Source organism: Chachezhania antarctica, from assembly GCF_003646465.1.
GTDB classification, from domain to species: domain Bacteria; phylum Pseudomonadota; class Alphaproteobacteria; order Rhodobacterales; family Rhodobacteraceae; genus Chachezhania; species Chachezhania antarctica.
Genome location: NZ_QZEX01000004.1, coordinates 1 through 12,657 on the forward strand (window position 1 = coordinate 1; position 12,657 = coordinate 12,657).

The 12,657-nt window shown below is 64.3% G+C and carries 12 protein-coding genes and 1 tRNA gene; 7 read left to right on the top strand and 6 right to left on the bottom strand.

Going from position 1 to position 12,657, the window contains the following annotated elements; genetic code table 11:
- The first annotated feature begins 193 nt into the window (after positions 1-193).
- The gene (locus D4754_RS09020; RefSeq protein ID WP_240453813.1) at positions 194-871 is read left to right on the top strand and encodes a tyrosine-type recombinase/integrase; all 678 of its coding nucleotides are present in this window, start codon (positions 194-196) and stop codon (positions 869-871) included.
- 68 nt (positions 872-939) lie between these two features.
- On the opposite strand, the gene D4754_RS09025 is transcribed toward D4754_RS09020, so the two are convergent.
- Positions 940-1,013 (bottom strand) — tRNA-Cys (locus D4754_RS09025).
- 304 nt (positions 1,014-1,317) lie between these two features.
- Here D4754_RS09025 and D4754_RS09030 point away from each other — a divergent pair.
- The 3 genes from D4754_RS09030 (at position 1,318) to D4754_RS09040 (ending at position 4,576) form a co-directional block, all read left to right on the top strand.
- Positions 1,318-1,971, top strand: coding sequence for a protein-L-isoaspartate O-methyltransferase family protein (locus D4754_RS09030; protein ID WP_121062720.1), 654 nt, complete (start codon positions 1,318-1,320; stop codon positions 1,969-1,971).
- A 62-nt stretch (positions 1,972-2,033) separates the two neighbouring features.
- Entirely contained in the window at positions 2,034-3,434 is a 1,401-nt protein-coding gene (locus D4754_RS09035) for a TolC family outer membrane protein (RefSeq protein WP_240453814.1), read from the top strand.
- Between the two features lie 353 nt (positions 3,435-3,787).
- Positions 3,788-4,576 carry a hypothetical protein gene (locus tag D4754_RS09040; RefSeq protein ID WP_163025861.1) on the top strand — a complete coding sequence of 263 codons (789 nt, stop codon included), beginning with the start codon at positions 3,788-3,790 and terminating at the stop codon, positions 4,574-4,576.
- 176 nt (positions 4,577-4,752) lie between these two features.
- Here the strand turns inward: D4754_RS09040 and D4754_RS09045 are convergent, their stop codons facing one another.
- Complete coding sequence (locus D4754_RS09045; protein WP_121062723.1) at positions 4,753-5,073, bottom strand: DUF6280 family protein; 321 nt, start codon at positions 5,071-5,073, stop codon at positions 4,753-4,755.
- A 216-nt stretch (positions 5,074-5,289) separates the two neighbouring features.
- Here D4754_RS09045 and efp point away from each other — a divergent pair, with 216 nt between their 5' ends.
- Entirely contained in the window at positions 5,290-5,853 is a 564-nt protein-coding gene (gene efp / locus D4754_RS09050; RefSeq protein ID WP_121062724.1) for an elongation factor P, read from the top strand.
- A 137-nt stretch (positions 5,854-5,990) separates the two neighbouring features.
- On the opposite strand, the gene D4754_RS09055 is transcribed toward efp, so the two are convergent.
- Entirely contained in the window at positions 5,991-6,905 is a 915-nt protein-coding gene (locus D4754_RS09055) for an ABC transporter transmembrane domain-containing protein (protein ID WP_121062725.1), read from the bottom strand.
- Positions 6,906-7,005: 100 nt separating this feature from the next.
- Complete coding sequence (gene ygfZ, locus D4754_RS09060; protein ID WP_121062726.1) at positions 7,006-7,740, bottom strand: CAF17-like 4Fe-4S cluster assembly/insertion protein YgfZ; 735 nt, start codon at positions 7,738-7,740, stop codon at positions 7,006-7,008.
- 112 nt (positions 7,741-7,852) lie between these two features.
- On the opposite strand from ygfZ, the gene D4754_RS09065 reads away from it, so the two are divergent.
- Positions 7,853-8,560, top strand: coding sequence for a TIGR04283 family arsenosugar biosynthesis glycosyltransferase (locus D4754_RS09065; protein ID WP_121062727.1), 708 nt, complete (start codon positions 7,853-7,855; stop codon positions 8,558-8,560).
- 2 nt (positions 8,561-8,562) lie between these two features.
- On the opposite strand, the gene D4754_RS09070 is transcribed toward D4754_RS09065, so the two are convergent.
- Together D4754_RS09070 and D4754_RS09075 are read right to left on the bottom strand one after the other, a co-directional pair.
- Positions 8,563-10,374 (bottom strand): ABC transporter ATP-binding protein, encoded by a 1,812-nt coding sequence (locus tag D4754_RS09070; protein ID WP_121062728.1) that lies wholly within the window; start codon positions 10,372-10,374, stop codon positions 8,563-8,565.
- Positions 10,371-11,051 (bottom strand): tyrosine-protein phosphatase, encoded by a 681-nt coding sequence (locus D4754_RS09075; protein WP_121062729.1) that lies wholly within the window; start codon positions 11,049-11,051, stop codon positions 10,371-10,373. Before D4754_RS09075 ends, D4754_RS09070 begins: the two co-directional genes overlap by 4 nt.
- Positions 11,052-11,264: 213 nt before the next feature.
- Here D4754_RS09075 and D4754_RS09080 point away from each other — a divergent pair, with 213 nt between their 5' ends.
- Positions 11,265-12,488 carry a pyridoxal-phosphate-dependent aminotransferase family protein gene (locus D4754_RS09080; RefSeq protein WP_121062730.1) on the top strand — a complete coding sequence of 408 codons (1,224 nt, stop codon included), beginning with the start codon at positions 11,265-11,267 and terminating at the stop codon, positions 12,486-12,488.
- Positions 12,489-12,657 lie beyond the last annotated feature (169 nt).

Sequence of the window (12,657 nt, forward strand, 5' to 3'; positions counted from 1 at the left end):
TGCGGCCAGCGCGCTCTGACACGCGTTAGCTATATGATGAGCACACGCGCCAGAGCGCCACCGCTATCCCGAACCTTGGCCCCTTTTTGCGCCGGTAAATGGCCCATTTTGTCGCCGAGATTGACAGCCTGCCTCTCGTGCCGAACTCAACAGCTGGCGTAAGCGCTGGATACACTCGCCAAAGCAATACGATATGGCGGGCACCCACGTCGTCAAATTACTGAACTGGGCGGTCGGTGAGGGGCGGATCAAGGAGCATCACTGTCACCGCCTTAAGAAGTTGTATGTCTCTAATCGTAGTGAGATCGTGTGGACATCGGCAGATATCGAGGCATTCAATAAGGCCGCGCCTGATTGGGTGCAGCGCATACTACTGCTGGGCTGTGAAACCGGTCTGCGGGTAGCCGACTTAGTGCAGGTGCGGAAAAAGCACTTCGAGGACACGAAGGCTGGAAAGCGCCTTCGCTTCAAAACAGGCAAGCGTGGCCGTACTGCATACATTCCTGCGACTACTGGCTTGAAGGAACTCTTGGACGCAACGCCTGAGAGCCAACAAACCCTTCTGGTAAGTCAACTTGGTCGGCCACTGTCTGCCCGCTGGGCGTCTAACCAGATTACGAAATGGCGGCGCGAAGCCAATGTTCCGCCCTGGGATGACGGTCGAGAGAAGACCTTAGCAGACACGCGAGGCACTGCGGCGACGCGATTGCTCAATGCGGATCTGTCGCTACGGCAGATTGCGACCCTGATGGGCTGGTCTGTCCGCTACGCATCTCAGGTGATCGAGATTTACGCACGTGTCAGCCCTGACGAAAGTGACGAGGTCAGTCGAAAGCTGGAAAGCGCAAAACAGAAAGAGAATTTGAGATGACTGTAAACGCACCTGTAAACGGCAGGGCCGCTACACTGAAAGGAGTGACGTAAGTGCTTGAAGTTAAATGGAGGCGAGTACCGGAATCGAACCGGTGTACACGGATTTGCAATCCGCTGCGTCACCACTCCGCCAACTCGCCGTCCGTGCGTCTTGTCGTGACTGGCGAGGGATGTGCCATAGCCGCCGCCACAGTACAAGAGTGATATGCGCAAGGTTCACGGGTTCCGCCGGGGCGGCGTCCGCGGGTTCGGCGACGGTTTGTTAGGGCCGGGCGGTTATCTGTCTGGGGTACACGCGGATCGTCGCGGCGGGGGCTTGCGGGATTGCACATCCCGCGCTGTGCCGCCAAGGTCGCAGAACACGATTTACGCCGCCGCGACCGTTGCCGGGACTGCCCGGATATGTCAGGACTTGGCGCAACGTTTGAACGGAAGAGTTTAGACATGACAGACTTCGCTTCCCGCCGCCGCATGATGGTCGACACGCAGGTCCGGCCGTCGGACGTGACGCAATTTCCCATCATCGATGCCATGCTGGCCGTCCCGCGCGAAGCGTTCGTCCCCAACGCTGCCCGTGAAGCCGCCTATGCCGGGGAAAACATTCCCCTTGGTCTCAGCCGCGTGCTGATGGAGCCGCGGACCATCGCCAAGATGCTGGAAATGCTGACGCTCGGGCCCGGGGACATGGCACTCGATATCGGTTGTGGCTACGGCTACACCGCGGCGATCATGGCGCGCCTGGCCGATGTCGTGGTCGCGGTCGAGGAAGATGAAAGCCTGGCCGCCGACGCGCCGGGCATCCTGACGGACAACAACGTGGACAACGTGATCGTGCACACCGGTCCGCTGGCCGAAGGCGCGGCCGAGCACAAGCCATATGACGCGATCCTGATCGAAGGCGGGGTTGAAGCCGTACCTGCCGCGGTGCTGGATCAGCTGAAGGACGGCGGCCGGATCGTGGCGCTCTTTGTCGAAGGGGCGCTGGGCTCTGTCCGCTTCGGGCTGAAACGCGGCTCCCATGTGTCGTGGCGATACGAGTTCAACGCGTTCGCACCCGTGCTTCCGGGCTTCGCGGCCGAGCGGGCGTTCGCGCTTTGAATACGGGTCGGATGTTCTCAGGAACGCCCGATCCCTTGATGTACAGAACTAGGGGAAAAGCGATGCGCAAGGCACTGGCTGCTGTCGTCTTTGGGTGTGTCGGCCTGTTTGTGGCGGGTGCCGAACCGGCCCGGGCCGACAATATGGCGGATGCGCTGGTGGGGGCGTACAATACGTCGGGCCTTCTGGAACAGAACCGCGCGCTTCTGCGGGCCGCCGATGAAGACGTGGCCCAGGCCGTCGCCACCCTGCGTCCGATTCTGTCATGGACGGCCTCTGCCGGCCGGACGGTCGGGGATCTCAACCTCACGGGCGTAAGCACCGGGCAGGAGTCGACACCGCTCGCGCTGCAGCTTTCGCTTCAATACCTTCTCTACGATTTCGGGGCCTCGCGGCAGAGCATTCGGGCCGCCGAACAGACCGTGCTGGCCACCCGGGAATCGTTGACGGGCATCGAACAGCAGGTGCTGTTCAACGCGGTGCTGGCCTACCTGAACCTGATCCTGCAGCAGGAATACGTGGAACTGGCCGAAAACAACAACCGCGTTCTGGAAGAGCAGCTGAAAGCCACGCAGGACAGGTTCGACGTGGGCGCCGTGACGCGCACCGACGTGGCGCTGGCGCAGGCGCAGCTTGCGGGCGCCCGGGCCAACCTGACCACCGCGCGCGGTGACTACCAGGATGCACGCGCCGCTTACCAGCGGGTCGTGGGGCGTCTGCCGAACGGCACCGCCGGGCTGCCGCCGCTGCCGAAGAAACCGGCCAGCGTCGATCAGGCGATTGCGGTGGCCGTCAATACCCATCCCGACATCCGTTCGGCCCAGTACCAGATCGCGTCCGCCGAGTTCCTTATTGAACGTGCCGAGGCGTCGATGCTTGGGTCGCTGTCGGTGAACGGCAGTGCCGGGCTCAACAACAACCTCGATCTGGATCGCGACGGGCATTCCGGCAGCGTCACGCTCAGCTTCAACCAGCCGATCTACCAGGGTGGTGCGCTCAGCTCGGGCGTGCGGCAGGCGAAAGCGAACCGCGATGCGGCACGGGGCAGCCTGATCACCGCTCAGCGTACGGTCGTGGAATCGGTGCGGAACGCGTACGAGGCGATCGGCGTTGCGGCATCGAACATCCAGGCGACCAGTTCGCAGGTCGATGCATCGAAGATCGCCTTCGACGGGCTGCGGGAAGAAGCCAAGCTGGGCTCGCGCACCACGCTGGACGTGCTGATCGCAGAGCAGGATCTTCTGGATGCGCGGTCCGCCCAGATCACAGCACGGATCGCGCTGTATCAGGCCAGCTACCAGCTGCTGCAGACCCAGGGCCTGTTGACGGCACAGCGCCTGCAGCTACCGGTGACGATCTACGACCCGTCGGCCTACTACAACCTTGCAAAGACTGCGCCGACGAACATCTCAAAGCGCGGCCAACAGCTCGACCGGGTGCTCGAAGCGCTGGGCAAGCAGTAGACGTGGTCCCGGTTGCCGGGCGGGTTCAGTTTTCGAAGATCCGATCAGGGTAGTGTCGCGACATGTCCGAACCAGTGCAGAAGCCCGACTCTGAAGACACGCTGTCTTCGATCCTCCGGCTTATCTCGGACGAAAATCGGCAAGGCACAGCGGCACGGGGGCGGGAACACCCGTCTGCAGGCGAACGCTTCGTTCTGACGCCGGAATTACGGGTGGCGGATGCGCCGCAAATCGATGCTCCTGCCCCCGGGGGGAGCGCGTCCGGCGACGCGACAGCGGCAGAGCCGCAAACCGCAAGCCCGGCAGGCGAGATCCGACGCCCGGCCCCTGCGCCCGAGAACCCCGAGCTTGCAATGCGCCCCCCCGAGCGGGCAGAGGCGACGGTGGATGCCGGAACGCCCGAAGAGACCGCCCCCCCCGCGGCGCCAGTGACCGACGGCATGACGGTGCCGCTGGTCGAGCCTGCGCGGCCTGAAGGAGCCATCTCGCCATTGCGTCTCTACCAGGATCCGGAAAAGACGCTGGCCGAAGCGACGGGATCGCTGAAAGCCGAACTTGAGCGGGTCACGCAATCCGCAGAACCTGTCCGCGCCCGGCGCCGGGTCACCCTGGCGAAACCCGGTGATGCGTCAACGGACACGCCCGGCGGCGGCGCCGTAGGATCCGCCGATCCCGAAGCGGCCTCGTTGCTGCCGTCGTCGGAACTCAAAGCCAAGATCGCCTCTCTCGCCGGTGCGGTCGAGCGGTCCCGCGGATACTGGCAGGAGCCTGCGACACCGTCAGAAGATATCGGCACGATAGAAACGGAGACCCCGCCCGTGCCGGACTCCGATCCTGACCTGCACGGCGCCGTGTCCGTCAGCGGCGCGCGGCCCGGTGTCACTGAAGACCGGGGGCTGAACGGGAACGTGGACGTCCCGAAACCGGAGCAGCCGATGAACAACGCGTTCGACGGCTATGACGGGGTGGACCTGGAAGAGGCATTCATAGACGAGGAAACGCTGCGTCAGATGGTGGCCGAGATCGTGCGGGAAGAGCTGCGCGGCGCGCTGGGGTCGCGGATCACGCGGAACATGCGCAAGCTTGTCCGGCAGGAGATCCAGCGCATGCTGGAAGCCCCGACCCGGGACACGTCCGAATAGACCGGCACGCGGCGAGCCCGGAAAAGTTAAAGGCGCGCCGCTGAAGGACAGGGCGCGCCTTTTGGTTTGGTCGTATCGTAGGCGTAAACGTCTTGCTGTTCTGGAACAATGTCGGCCTGCCCGCGGAACTTGCGGAACCAACATCCGGGATCGAAAGAAAGTCCGAAGACCCGCTTCTAGGCGGCTTCGGCTTGCTCGGCCGCGTTGCGGCGCTCGGATTCTTCACGAGACAGGGCAACCGAAGTCCGGACGCCACGGCCGACAAAGTCCATCAGGCCATTGACAACGCGTTCGTTCGGGTCGATCCCTGCGCACGTAAGCACCTCGCGCCCGTCGCGCGAACGGGCCCAGCGGGCAATCTGTTCCGGGCCATTGCCGTACTTCTTGTCGTCGGCAATAGCATCATCCAGAGCCGCCAGTACAACGGCAGCAAAAAGTTTCCGCGCGCGGTTGCCTTGTTCAGCGTTAAAGGCAGTGCCGTCGACGAAATCTTTCATTTCGTGTTCCTTGTTTTTATTGCTCTTGAATTCGGCGTGGCGCTCCTTGTGACAGATCACAAACGATTCGGATACCCCGGTAACGCATGGCTTGCATGCACGTGATGCATGGCTAGCTGTTGATCGCGACCGGCCTATCGTCGGCTTGCCAGCCACCCGAGTGCCAGATATAGGAGCGCGCGGAGCGCCATCAAGCGTTAACCAAGGGAAAACGACATGCCCAAGATCAACGGAAACGAGATCCGGCCCGGTAATGTCCTCGAGCACAATGGTGGGCTCTGGGCGGCTGTGAAGGTGGATCACGTCAAGCCCGGCAAGGGCGGAGCGTTCGCGCAAGTGGAAATGCGCAACCTCCGCAACGGGTCCAAGCTGAACGAACGCTTCCGGTCCGCGGACAAGGTGGAGCGTGTGCGCCTGGAACAGAAGGACCAGCAGTTCCTGTATGAAACCGATGGCATGCTGGTGTTCATGGACACCGAAAGCTACGAGCAGATCGAACTGCCGGCCGAGCTTCTGGGCGAACGCCGCCCGTTCCTGCAGGACGGCATGACCATCGTCGTGGAATTCCACGAAGCCGAGGCGCTGAACGCGACGTTGCCGCAGAAGGTGACCTGCAAGATCGTCGAGACCGAGCCAGTGGTCAAAGGCCAGACGGCGGCGAACTCGTTCAAGCCGGCGGTGCTGGACAATGGCGTCAAGGTCATGGTGCCGCCCTTCGTGGGCCAGGACGAGATGATCGTCGTGAACACCGAAACCATGGAATATTCCGAACGGGCCTGATTTCCGGCCCGTCACGGCGCGGCGGATGTCGCGAGGGGGCTTTGCCCCCGCCCGGGCCTGCGGCCCGGACTCCCCCAGAGTATTTCAGAAAAGAAGAAGCCGGGCAGGCGCGATCGGCGACCGCCCGCTGTGGGCGGTCAACTGCGCTCGGGCTCTCCGGTCACTTCGACCAGCAATTCGTACTTCACGGTCATCGCGCTGACCTGCCGGTAATAGGCGATGAGCTCGGTCACCGGGCGCTGGAGGCGGGTCAGGCCGGCGGTGGCGGCGACCACGGTGCCCACGTCGGACTTGCCGTTCAGGACCATCATGCCGCCGAAGAACAGAACGGCCACGAGGCCGATACCGTTCCCGGCCGAGATCACCCATTTCGCCGACAGCTTCCACAGAAACATCGTGCGGCGGGTGTCGTAGATCTCGTCGAAGCCGTCGGTGACGGATTTCAGGATCTCGTCGGTTTCCTGCTGCGTGATCTCGTTCGCGGCAGCGCGGAGCGTCAGCACACGCGTGCCCACCAGCTGGTTGACCTTCCGTTGCGTCGACAGGACCACGACCAGTTGCGGCACGATCACGAGGAAGACGATCAGCCCCAGCCCCGGCTGGGTGGCGGTGACGAAGCCGATCACGCTGACCAGCGTGCCCAGCTGCATCAACGGGTCGGCGATCGCCCCGCCAGTGAACTTGCCCAGATCCTCGGCCTCGGCCGTGATCGTGGTGGCGAGCGTGCCGCGGTCGATATGCTTGCGCTCGCGGTTGCGCGACGTCTGGTAGATGAAGGTCCGCAGGCGGCGGATCATGTCCTCGCCCAGGGTATTGGACAGGAAGCCCAGCACCCATTTCAGGCTGAGTGACAGCAGGATCACCCCCAGCATGCCGGCGCACAGCAGCATCAGCGCATCGGTTTCGACCTTGTGCGCGGTCAGTCCGTTAACGATGTCTTTCTGGAATTTCAGCGGCGCGGCAGCCAGCGCCGCCACGGCGAGAGACAGGATTATCAGGATGATCTGGCGGCGGCCCGAGGCGCGGTAGATGGCGAGATAGAGGTTTCTCATGACGTCCCTGATCCGTTGCGCCCTCGGGCAGACACGCTGATCTAGCCCCGCGATGCGGCGGGGGGCAAGGGGGACAGCAAAGGTACGTCCGGGTCCTGGTCTAAAGGCGCGTCACGCGGGCGTCCCCCGCGGCCATGTCGCCGCCGGCGCGGTCGAAGCGCAGGTAGGCGATGGCGCGGTCGCCGGACCTTGTGTGAAGCACACCGGCCGGGCGACCGTCGGTCTGGATCTCGGTGCCGGGATCGGCCTCGCCAGTGATTTCGACCACAGCCAGGCCCTTCTTCAGCTCGGTCTTGTGCTTCATGCGCGCGGTGACCTCTTGCCCGACATAGCAGCCCTTGCGGAAATCGACGCCGTGGAGCGCTTCGAACCCGGCCTCCAGAATGTAGCTGTCGGGGGTGAGTTCGGTACCGGCCTCGGGGATGCAATGTGCCACGCGGATCGCATCCCAGTCGGTGCCGTCGTCCCCTTCGGGCGCGTCCGTGTAAAGGCGCCAGCCCAGGGCAGGATGACGGGGGTCGTCGACGGCGCCCTCGGGCTTTGGGCCCGTGCCGCGCTGGACGTTCAGTTCCGCGGGTTCGATCTGCACGTCGGCGCGAAGCTTGTACATCGCAAGCCGCCGCATGAGATCGTCGGCCTGCATTTCGGCCACGTCGAGCAGGATCGTGTTGCCGTCGCGGACAAGGAAGAAATCGGACAGGTACTTGCCCTGCGGCGTCAGCAGCGCGGCGTAGACGGCGCCATCGGACAGGCGCGCGATGTCATTCGTGACCAGCCCCTGCAGAAAGGGTTCGGCGTCCGGTCCGCTCAACCTGATGATGCGTCGTGATGTCAATTTCGAAGACTCCTGACGTTTAATGCACAATTTCCGGGCATATTTCGGGTTGTGTCCGTAAGCTTCTGATATAGGTAAGCGCAGCGCAATGACCAACACGGGAGCCCGCCCCTTGACCGCACCGATCAGCATAGTGATTCCGACCCTGAACGCACAGGCGCATCTGCCCGCTTGCCTGGCCGCGTTGACAGAAGGGTTGCCGGAAGGGCTGATCCGCGAACTGATCGTGACCGATGGCGGTTCGACCGATGAAACCAGGAAAATCGCGGATGCAGTGGGCGCGGAATGGGTTTCGGGCGACGCGTCGCGCGGGGGGCAGCTGCGCCGGGGCGTGGCGGCGGCGCGGGGGCACTGGGTGATGGTCCTGCATGCCGACACGGTGCTGGAGGCTGGGTGGTCGAAGACCGTGGCCGAACACATCCGGGGCGGCGACGGCGGGCCTGCCTATTTTCGGCTGGCGTTCCGGTCGCGGGGGCTGATGCCCGCGTGGGTGGCCGGCTGGGCCAACCTGCGCGCACGGGTGTTCGGCCTGCCCTTCGGCGATCAGGGGATCCTGATGACGGTCAGCGATTATCGTCGCGCCGGTGGCTATCCCGATCAACCGCTGATGGAAGACGTGGCGCTGGCCTTCGCGCTGTCGAAAGCCGGCAAGCGGCCACGGGCCTTGCCGGTGCGGGCCATGACAAGTGCGGCCGCCTACAAGCGTGATGGCTGGTTGCGCCGCGGTGCGGGCAACCTGTGGCGGCTGGTACGCTATTGTCTTGGCGCGGATCCGACACGGCTGGCCCGCGGCTACAGCGGCGATACCGCGCCGCAGTAACGTTACAGCGCGCCCGGTTTCGGGTCCTTGAACTGCAGCTTGTAGAGGTTGGCGTAGATCCCGCCGCGTTCGATCAGCTCGTCATGGGTGCCGATATCCGCCACCCGGCCCTGATCCATCACGACGATCCGGTCGGCATTGCGCACGGTCGACAGCCTGTGCGCGATGACAAGCGTCGTCCGCCCGCCTGCCAGCCGGTCGAGCGCATCCTGCACGACCTTCTCGGACTGGCTGTCGAGCGCGCTGGTGGCTTCGTCGAGCAGCAGCACCGGCGTGTTCCGCAGAAGCGCCCGCGCGATCACCACCCGTTGCCGCTGCCCGCCCGACAGGGCCGAGCCGCGCGGCCCGACAAGGGTGTCGAGCCCGTCGGGCAGGGTCTTCAGGTAGTCGCTGACATTGGCGGCCTGCAGGACCGGTTCCAGCTCCTCGTCCGTGATGTCGGTGCGGCCCAGCAGGATGTTTTCGCGCAGGGTTTCGTCGAACAGAAGCGCGTCCTGCGTGACGACGGATATCATGTCGCGCAGATCGTCCAACGACAGGTCCTGCACTTTCGTATCGTTCAGCATGACCTTGCCCGAAGCGGGGTCGACCAGCCGGGTCAGCAGGTTGAAGATCGTCGACTTGCCCGCGCCCGAGGCGCCCACCAGCGCGGTCGTCTTCCCGGCCTCGGCCACCAGGGACACGTTGTGCAGCACCTCGGTATCGCCATAGCGCATGGTCACGTTGTCGAAGGTCACCGACGGCAGGCCTTCGGGCGGTGCCACGGGGTTATCGGGCGAGGTCAGCGTGATGGGGGCGTCCATCAGTTCCTTCACCCGTTCAAGGCCCGACGCGATGTTCTGCCAGGCGCCCGACAGGTTGCCCAGCCGGCGGATCGGGTCGAAGGCAAGGCCCATCGCGGCGAAGAAGGACACGAACTGGCCCACGGTCTTTTCACCGGCCACGATTTCGGATCCGCCGTAGACCAGCACGGCAAGGAAGCCGAGCCCGGCCATGATGTCCAGCAGGCCGGGAATGGCGGCACTGCCAAGCGACGACCGGACTTCGGTCTTGATGAACCGGTCGGTCAGGCCGCGGTAGCGGTCGGCCTGGTACGTCTCCAGCCGGTTCAGCTTGATCGGCACGATGCCGTGAAAGATTTCGTCCAGCCGTGTGGACAGGCTGGCGCCCATGTCGCGGGCGGCGCGGGATTGCTTGCGGATGAACACCTGCACCCGGCCAAGCGGCAGGAACAGCAGCGGCACACCCACCAGCGTGATCAGCGTCCAGCGCCAGTCGACGCTGATGGCAACACCCAGCAGGGCAATCAGAGAGATCCCGTCGCGCACGACGCCGGTGATGATCGTCCGCCAGACATCGGCCACGGATGACACGTCGCCCTGCACCCGCATCACCAGAAAGCCGGGCGGGTGGGTCATGTGGAAGGTGCCGTCCTGCCGCATGATGCGGCCCAGAAGATCGTAGCGCATTTGCGCCGTCGCCATCTGCGTGATCCGCACCATGACGATGGTCTGCCCGACGCTTGTCGCCGCACGCAGTACGAAGATCCCCACGATGGCAAGTCCGACGGTCCAGATCGCGCCGGCGTTGCCGTCGACGAAGATCTGGTCGAACATCGGCTTGACCATGTAGCTGATGGCACCCAGCGAGCCGCCCTCGATCGCCATCAGCACCATGGCGACGATGAACCAGCCCAGGTGCTTGTTCAGGTAGCCGTACCAGACCCAGTTGAACAGTTCCCTGCTGTTGGCGAAGGCCGTGGCCCCGGGAACGCGATACTGTGCGTCGTCGTCGCTGTCTTTCAGGAACTTCATGTCACCGGATCTTTGCGGGAAAAGGCGGCCTCGATCTCGACCGGGTCGTAATGGTCTTTCACCCAGTCCTCGAACGAAATGGGCGTGCGCTTCGTATGCGCCTCGTAAACATCCAGTATATAATCGAGAATGGCCACTGGCCCCAGCCGCAAATGGAAGAAACGCGGCGACAGCATCTTGCGGGCCTGCGAAACGGGTTGGCCCTCGATCGCCATCAGGTAGATGGCCGAGGCAAACCCCGCCCGGTCGGCGCCGGACTTGCAGTGCATGATGAACGGCTTCTCGGCGCTTCGGAAGATTGCGATCAGATTCAGGATGTCGTCCCGCGATGCGGCGTTGCGGGCATAGAGCGTGGTGCTGACCAAATTCAGCCCAAGCGCGCGGCAGGTTTCCTCTTCGGTCCAGTAATGCGCAGACTCCGAGACGCCGCGCAGGTTGATCACCGTCCTGATCCCGGCGGCCTTCATCCTGGCAAAGCGGGCATGGGTGGGATGGTTCGACCGGAAGACGCCGGGGGCGATTTCGAACATGTTCTTCCAGATGCCGCGCAGGATCGCGTGGTCGAAAAACAGGTTGTAGATATGGGCACGGCGCCGGTTCTCGGGTGTCGACAGATCGCGGTTGTAGCGCGCGCGGAGGTTGGCCTCCCAGTTCCGTACCTGTTTCGACAGGCTCATCCGCGCCGTCCCTTGCCAGATCGTTCCAGATCGTTTGCGTGCGCCGTACCGGGCTTGTGCCTTGGTTTCAATGCCTGCTTTGAAACCGGGGCCGGAACGGCATCGTTTTAGGAAGGCGGTTCCGGCGCGGCAAGGGTCCGATCGCCTCTGGCGGCGGATTGACGCCGCCTTCGTTCCGACTAGGGTCGCCGGGCCAATGACAGGACGATTCCGATGCCGGACAAACCCACCCTTTCCATGGGACGCGAGTTCCTTGCCATTCCCGGCCCCTCGGTCATGCCCGACGCGGTTCTGCGCGCGATGCACCGCGCCGCGCCGAACATCTACGAAGGCGACCTAGTCGAGATGACCCACGGCATCGTTGCCGACCTGCGCAAGGTGGCTCGGACAAAGCACAACGCCACGATCTATGTGTGCAACGGCCACGGCGGCTGGGAAGCGGCGCTGACAAACGTCCTGGGCCCGGGTGACAAGGCGCTGTCGGTCTCGGTCGGCTATTTCGGTCAGGGCTGGGCCAACACGGCGCAGGCGCAGGGGGTCGAGGTCCAGCGGCTGAATTTCTTCGACCGCGGATGCGTCGATCTGGATGTCGTGGCCGATGCGCTGAAGGCCGATACCAATCACGAGATCAAGGTGCTGCTGGGCACCCATGTCGACACCGCGACGTCGATCCGCACCGATCCCCGCGTCCTGCGCGAGGTGCTGGACGCCACCGGCCACCCGGCGCTTCTGGCGATGGATTGCATCGCCTCGATGGCCTGCGACCGGTTCGAAATGGACGACTGGGGCGTCGATATCGCCGTGACGGGGTCCCAGAAGGGCCTGATGGTGCCGCCCGGGCTGGCCTTCGTTTTCTTCTCGGACAAGGCGGCCGAGGTGCGGAAGGGCCGCGATCTGGTGCAGCAGTACTGGGACTGGGTCCCCCGCGCCAACCCGCAGGCCTTCCCGCAGCATTTCGGCGGCACGGCTCCCACGCACCACCTGCACGGCCTGCGCGCCGCACTTGACCTGCTGATGGGCGAGGGGATGGAGAACGTCTGGGCCCGCCACGCGGCGCTGGCACGCGCCATCTGGGCCGCCTGCGATGCCTGGGGGACGGACGGTCCGCTGGAAATGAATGTCCCTGACCCCGCGAACCGCAGCCACGCTGTGACGGGCCTGCGACTGGAAGGCGACCAGGGCACGCGGCTGCGCCAGTGGGTCGAGGAAAATGTCGGCCTGACGCTGGGGATCGGTCTTGGCTTCGCGCTGCGCGGTCAGCCGGAATGGGACCGCCATTTCCGCATCGGCCACATGGGCTACCTGAACGGCCAGATGGTCATGGGCGCCCTTGGCGGTATCGAAGCCGGCCTCACAGCGCTGGACATCGCCCACGGCGATGGCGCGCTTTCGGCCGCGGCCAGGGTCATCGCCGCCGGCCCGGTCTTCGACGCCTAGGACGGTCGGAAAGCGGCACGGGCAGTCGTGAGATCGACTGGCTGGACTGGCCGCGCTGTCGGATGCTTCCGGCGGGAGTATTTGGGAAGAGAAGAAACACGGGCGCGCGCCTTTTCTTCTCTTCCCAAATACTCCGGGGGAGTCCGAGCCACAGGCTCGGGCGGGGGCA

Excerpts from the sequence above, each read along its gene's own strand:
- D4754_RS09045 (WP_121062723.1), bottom strand. The coding sequence starts at position 5,073 with ATGAAAGATTTCGTCGACGGCACTGCCTTTAACGCTGAACAAGGCAAC.
- efp (WP_121062724.1), top strand. The coding sequence starts at position 5,290 with ATGCCCAAGATCAACGGAAACGAGATCCGGCCCGGTAATGTCCTCGAG.
- D4754_RS09020 (WP_240453813.1), top strand. The coding sequence starts at position 194 with ATGGCGGGCACCCACGTCGTCAAATTACTGAACTGGGCGGTCGGTGAG.
- D4754_RS09080 (WP_121062730.1), top strand. The coding sequence starts at position 11,265 with ATGCCGGACAAACCCACCCTTTCCATGGGACGCGAGTTCCTTGCCATT.
- D4754_RS09055 (WP_121062725.1), bottom strand. The coding sequence starts at position 6,905 with ATGAGAAACCTCTATCTCGCCATCTACCGCGCCTCGGGCCGCCGCCAG.
- D4754_RS09070 (WP_121062728.1), bottom strand. The coding sequence starts at position 10,374 with ATGAAGTTCCTGAAAGACAGCGACGACGACGCACAGTATCGCGTTCCC.
- D4754_RS09075 (WP_121062729.1), bottom strand. The coding sequence starts at position 11,051 with ATGAGCCTGTCGAAACAGGTACGGAACTGGGAGGCCAACCTCCGCGCG.
- D4754_RS09030 (WP_121062720.1), top strand. The coding sequence starts at position 1,318 with ATGACAGACTTCGCTTCCCGCCGCCGCATGATGGTCGACACGCAGGTC.
- D4754_RS09035 (WP_240453814.1), top strand. The coding sequence starts at position 2,034 with ATGCGCAAGGCACTGGCTGCTGTCGTCTTTGGGTGTGTCGGCCTGTTT.
- D4754_RS09040 (WP_163025861.1), top strand. The coding sequence starts at position 3,788 with ATGCGCCCCCCCGAGCGGGCAGAGGCGACGGTGGATGCCGGAACGCCC.